Annotated in this window: 5 protein-coding genes and 2 pseudogenes; 2 read left to right on the top strand and 5 right to left on the bottom strand. The window is 53.7% G+C overall.

The genetic code is table 11. The features are described from left to right. Positions 1-106 (top strand): annotated as a pseudogene (locus AC1RQ9_RS18320) (transposase); the annotation flags it as partial. Positions 107-129: 23 nt separating this feature from the next. Here AC1RQ9_RS18320 and AC1RQ9_RS18315 read toward each other — a convergent pair. The 4 genes and pseudogenes from AC1RQ9_RS18315 to AC1RQ9_RS18300 all read right to left on the bottom strand — a co-directional run. After that, positions 130-480, bottom strand: a pseudogene (locus tag AC1RQ9_RS18315) (IS3 family transposase); the annotation flags it as partial. Positions 481-490: 10 nt separating this feature from the next. Then, a complete protein-coding gene (locus AC1RQ9_RS18310) occupies positions 491-793 on the bottom strand; it encodes a transposase (RefSeq protein WP_485988039.1) in 303 nt (100 codons plus the stop codon). A 254-nt stretch (positions 794-1047) separates the two neighbouring features. Next, complete coding sequence (locus AC1RQ9_RS18305) at positions 1048-1854, bottom strand: ABC transporter permease (RefSeq protein ID WP_485988038.1); 807 nt, start codon at positions 1852-1854, stop codon at positions 1048-1050. An 81-nt stretch (positions 1855-1935) separates the two neighbouring features. After that, positions 1936-3576: a capsular polysaccharide export protein, LipB/KpsS family gene (locus tag AC1RQ9_RS18300; protein WP_485988036.1), complete on the bottom strand. Its 1641-nt coding sequence runs from the start codon at positions 3574-3576 to the stop codon at positions 1936-1938. Positions 3577-3829: 253 nt separating this feature from the next. On the opposite strand from AC1RQ9_RS18300, the gene AC1RQ9_RS18295 reads away from it, so the two are divergent. Further along, positions 3830-5305 carry an LTA synthase family protein gene (locus AC1RQ9_RS18295; RefSeq protein ID WP_485988035.1) on the top strand — a complete coding sequence of 492 codons (1476 nt, stop codon included), beginning with the start codon at positions 3830-3832 and terminating at the stop codon, positions 5303-5305. Here the strand turns inward: AC1RQ9_RS18295 and AC1RQ9_RS18290 are convergent. After that, positions 5295-5508, bottom strand: a 214-nt coding sequence (locus AC1RQ9_RS18290; RefSeq protein ID WP_485988033.1) for a transposase, incomplete at its 5' end; no start/stop codon positions are given. The genes AC1RQ9_RS18295 and AC1RQ9_RS18290 overlap by 11 nt on opposite strands.

Here is a 5508-nt window from a genome sequence, read left to right as displayed (position 1 = left end):
GAAGGGGAAGATCCCACCGAATAACCTTAGACGGACGGTTGCCGCGATTTTCTGGCGCCATCAGAACGGCGCGAAATGGCGCGCCCTGCCATCTGTAATTGTGCCGGTTCTGTGCTGGTCAGAAAGTGATTATGCCACTCCTGCTTCAAAAGCGGGAGAGCTGATGCCGCCCAGATATGAATGGCGTCGACGTGGATTGTAGAAACCATTGATATACTGGAAGATGGGGGCAGCAGCCTGACGACGGATTGGCCAGTTCTGCCTCCAGAGCCGTTCCGCCTTCAGGCTTTTGAAAAACGTTTCGACAGCAGCGTTGTCAAAACAGTTTCTCTTTCCGGACATTGAAGCCAGCAGTCCATGGACCAGCAGCTTTTTCTGAAAATCGTGAGAACCTTACTGGCTGCCACAGTCAGAATAAAAAACGCAGCCGGGCGACGGATCGCGCAGCCGTACCGCCATATTTAGGGCATGAATGGCCAGAGTTCCATGGTCATGCGCGGCCGTCCGTAGGAGCCGTTGCCCAGGGCATAATGTTCACGAATATGCGCCAGCCACCTTCAGATCGGTGCGCTGGCGCTGGCAGGCCGGTCAGGATGTCCAGGCGAAGACGTTCATTCCCGCGCACCAGATCAGCAGATTGCCCGGATGCCGTCTCGCCCGGACGGTAAGCCACCATCCAGTTACCCGGAGTAGATTTGCCAATACCCAGGTCGATCGCAACGCGCGTGCGTAACGGCCCATTGCTCAACGCGGTCCTTACGGCCTCGCGCTTGAAATCTCCCGTATGCTTCATGGCCCCGTCGGTTTCCTGATACGCGCTTAAAACGCTCAGATGACCGGCACAGAACCGTCACAAGTCCAAAAATCAACAGCTTCATAAAATGCCGCCTGTTTGGAAAAAAGCGACGTTATTTTCAAAAGAATTCTCATCAAAAACTTCTTTATATCGCCCTTACCAAAAATTATGCATGTTCAAACTTCACGTAATTCTAGGCAATTTTTTATATGATATCATATTATGTACTCTAGTTTATTATTTACCACAGATTACTGAACAAGTATATATTTTCTTACACTGAGAGTAAGCTTAAGACCAACAATAAAAAGTAATAAATTTATAAGAATAGTGTAAAGTATATCATAATGCGCATGCGCATTTAAACCAAATTCACCTTCCCGTATCATTTCAATATTATCTACACTGGGCGATAACATCATATACCAACGATATTTCGCTGGTAACCAATTTACCATTGTAAATGCCCCGGTAAACGGTAAGGACAGATAACTGAAAACACCCATAAATTTTTCAATTAATTCCGACATCTCACTTAAAGAAGAAAAAATCATAGCCACTGATATACAGAATATCATATGAAAAAAAATTCCTAAATAAAGAATTCCGTAATATTGTGGTGGCTTCATGTATCCTAGAAAAATCGCACCACATGTGACCAGTATTCCTGCCATGATCGTGCCAATAATTTCCAAGCTGGCTCGCGCCAGAATAATCGTAACAGGTGTAACCTGTTGATGAAAAAGGAGACTGCCATTAGCTTCAAAGGCCTTGACGGATTGAAGCAGGCAATGTCGCCACATTGTTAGGGGAACATAACCTGTTATCACGATCGGGGTCATGGGCAGACCATATTCGTGAGAAGGCCGGATCGCCGTCCACAGGATCGCGACACCGGCGCAAAACAGGATAGGCTCTCCCAAGACCCATAAAAACCCGATATTTTCACGCCCATACCGTGTATGGATTTCACGCATCATCAAGGCATAGATCACACGAAACATACAGCTGAAATCATCAGCCAGTTCCCTAAATGTATTACCCATACCGCTGGCCATTCTTTTCATAGAATACTGTACTCTCGTGTACGTCTCATTGACCGATTCCCCCTTACATAATCATTATGTTCTAAAAAAACATCATAAATCAGGCATACGGGCCATATCCGGCTCTGTTACGGTCCCGTTGCGTAAAACCATGTTTCTCATTCTGCCCTGAATCGCTTTCAGACGCATCAGGGCCGTTGGGCGCCAGGCGCGGTGATCCCCAAAGCGCTCGATTACCATTTCAATCTCACACGGTATATGAGTAAGGGGATCGATATACCGGGGATAAAGAATCAGGGTTCCGGCCACAAGTTCCTCCAGTGTCAGGGATCGACCACGTCGTTCCGCCGGAACTGGCCCCATATCCGTGGTCATGCCCCATCCGGCATAGAAAGGACAGCCATAGGTCACGACCTTGCGCCGCCGCAGCAGACCTTCAAATCCGGCCAAGGAGGTCAGGGTATGAATTTCATCGACTTCCTGCATGAGATCCGTGATGGAACCGCCAGTGCTGATATAATCAGCATAGGTCAGGATCACTTCATCAGACAGATGGCCGGCCCGATGCCCCGCCGTCACATCCGGATGCGGACGATAAATGATGAATGAATCTGGGTTATGCTGCCGCACGGCCTGCAGCAGTTCAAGATTACCGCGTATCCTGCCGCCACCCTTCAACACGGACAGATCATCACTCACCTGTCCCGGTACCAGAAGAACCCGTTGCCCCTGCGCGTGCCAGTCCCGAAGATGATGCGTCTCAGAGCGGCCGTATTTCGATATGCCCCTCTGGACCAGATGCTCGATCAGGGCATGTGCCCGCACGCGCAAATGGTCATCGAACGTGGTGGTGGCCAGAATATGTTCCAGATCACTTGGTTCGGACGGATCGTAATAGATACCTCGTTGATCCACAAAAATGGAGGCAGGCACCTGCAACCCGCTCCCCAAGCCGACTGAACGGACAAATCCGTCTTCCACACGCCAGACCGGCACGTGGGCCTTGCGGGCTTCCGTCATCAGTCCTACAGGCATCCGTGTCGCCCATGCCACGATCGCCTTGCCATGCGGCACGCACCGCTGCACAGCCGGACGGGTCTTACGTACGAACGGCGGATGTGTCGGTGGAACGGAAAAGAATTCCGCCATCCGCCCGCGTTTCCACAGGGCCATGCCGACACAGGCCCCGATCTGGTGATTGGCGTCGATGGTGCGCCGCCACAGGGCCTGAAACGCAAGGATATGACCGACCGTGGTGATCTTCCCGGTATAGGGATCATGATACTGCCAATCTTCGATCAGCCTGCGTGCAACCTGCTGTCCTTCGACCCGGTTTCCGTGATCCGGGCTGGCATAACGCGTAACTGCCAGACCACGCAGGGCCGCCAGATCACCGATCTCACCCTGCCCCAGTTCGTGGATTTCATGCGCACCGTCCAGCAACCTGTGGGGGTCAACCGGTTCATGAAGATGGGCAATACCATAACGGCGCGCAACGCGGGCGGCAGCACCATAAGGTCCGGGGGCAACCAGCATGAGATGCTGCGTCGGTCGGGACGCAACAAGCCGTTCCAGCAGACGGGCAAGGATACGCAATCTGTCACGATCATGACCTGAACCGGCACAGATCAGGACAGGGCGCGTACATGATGGCGGCTCGGCCCAGAACCGGCCGCCAGTCCTGTCGGCAACGATACGTCGCGCCAGTTTATCCATATCCGCGATCGTGGCCACGGCCGTTCCGGATGCCGGAACGGCAATGACAGGCACTGCCCGATGGAAGGGTGGCATTTGCAACAGACAGGAACGCGATGCCAATGTCATAGTTGGTGCTCCCGACCGGTCATGGCCTTTGCGGAAATCCTTATGCAGCCATTAGCAATGACCCGGGTGTTTAACCATTTGTGGATAGCTTATACAAGGGGTCGCACTTGATAACGCCATAGGCTGCAGCCATCCGCGGCCCCATCTGCACGACAGGATTTTCATGCAACCATCACTGGTTCTGGCTGCCTTAACGACCATTGTACTGGTGACGCCTGCCATTGAATATGTTGGCGTGATCCCCCGCATAGCCCCACCGCCATCCGCCCGTCGCTGGCTATTGGATATATTATGCAGCCTGGCCGGTTATGGCGGATGGCTGGCTGTAACAGGCAGCGTGCCTGTCGCCACCCTCATGACCCCGGTGCTTATGATCATCACGGTCGTGGCATCCAACATAAAACATCGGGTACTGGGAGAGCCATTGCTGTTCAGTGATCTTGTCGTCGCACGCAGCTTCCTCCAACATCCCAAATTCTATCTTTTTTCCATTCCGGCCACGGCCCGGATTGCCCTGGTCATGCTCGTGGCAGTTCCGCCAGTGCTGCTGTGGATCTATGCATCCGCCGCCCTGTTTCCCCACCTGCTGGGAGTGGGAATGCTGCTGGGAGCATGCCTGGCGCTGTGGCTTTGCCCCGCACAATCATGGGCATCCGTGCCGGATATGCAGCGGGACCTATCCAGACTGGGGCTGCCCGGCAGCATGCTGCTGTACTGGCGCCAGTGGCGGGCCAGTCCAGACCAGCCACCGCCCCCTCCCCTGCAGGGGAAAGCCGCCTATGACCAGATCATCATCATACAATGTGAATCTTTCGCCGACCCCGCAACACTGGGTCTGCCTGCGGGCGTCCAAGCACCTTCCATGCCCGGCCTGGCGCGCGCACGGAAACTGGCGCTGCAGCAGGGCTCCTTATATGTCAGCGGGTTCGGGGCCTATACCATGCGTTCCGAATATGGCGTGCTGTTCGGGCAGGACGAAAAGACATTGGGCTTCCGGCATTATGATCCGTTCCTGACCGCACGGCGTGAATGTGCGCACGCCCTGCCCCAGCGCCTGAAAACCTTCGGTTACGAGAGCACGTTCGTTCATCCGCACGACCTGCGGTTTTATGATCGCGAAACCCTGATGCCTGTCATGGGATTTACCCATATTGTCAGTCCCGGTCCTCATACTCCGACCCCCGGAATGCCCTATTTTGGTGACATTGCACTGGGAAGAACACTGACAGGCATGATGCAGGCGACCAGCACACCGTCCCTGTTTTATACCGTTACCATGGAAAATCATGGGCCGTGGCCTGCGAATACGGGCAAAGATGCGCCGCTACAGCATTATTTAAGACATGTGGTGAATAGCGACCAGATGCTTCTGAATCTGATCGATGACCTGTCAGATCAGAAGCGCAGGACATTGCTTGTTTTCTTCGGAGACCATCGCCCTTCAATCCCCAACATCATTGCACCCGGCCCCGTCCGCGATGTCCCTTATGTCGTCATTTCCTTTCCATTGGCGGCAACTACCCGATCACCCGCTCCCGTTGGCTGCACGCCAGCACAACTGAACGGACTGATAACAACCCTGGCCACTCAGGCTGCGGGTCAGGATGCCTTGACGACATTAGGACCTGTTAGGTCTTGATATAATCTGCTGTAGCCGCGATGAGGATGACAGAGAGGAAGGATGCCGCGGTTTTCTCATATCGGGTCGCGACAGCACGCCACTCCTTGAGCCTTGCCCATAGGTTTTCGACCAGGTGTCGGTGTCTGTAAGCCCATCTGGAACAGGCGACTTCCGGATCATTTTTCCTTGGCGGAATGACAGGACGAGATCCCCGGTCCCAG

Source organism: Komagataeibacter ossonobensis, assembly GCF_057359305.1.
The sequence above is the reverse complement of the archived record's forward strand: the minus strand, read 5'-3'. Positions and strand labels throughout refer to the sequence as shown.

What these genes read in the sequence shown, in the direction of transcription:
- AC1RQ9_RS18295 (WP_485988035.1), top strand. Translation starts at nt 3,830, where the DNA reads ATGCAACCATCACTGGTTCTGGCTGCCTTAACGACCATTGTACTGGTG.
- AC1RQ9_RS18310 (WP_485988039.1), bottom strand. Translation starts at nt 793, where the DNA reads ATGAAGCATACGGGAGATTTCAAGCGCGAGGCCGTAAGGACCGCGTTG.
- AC1RQ9_RS18305 (WP_485988038.1), bottom strand. Translation starts at nt 1,854, where the DNA reads ATGGCCAGCGGTATGGGTAATACATTTAGGGAACTGGCTGATGATTTC.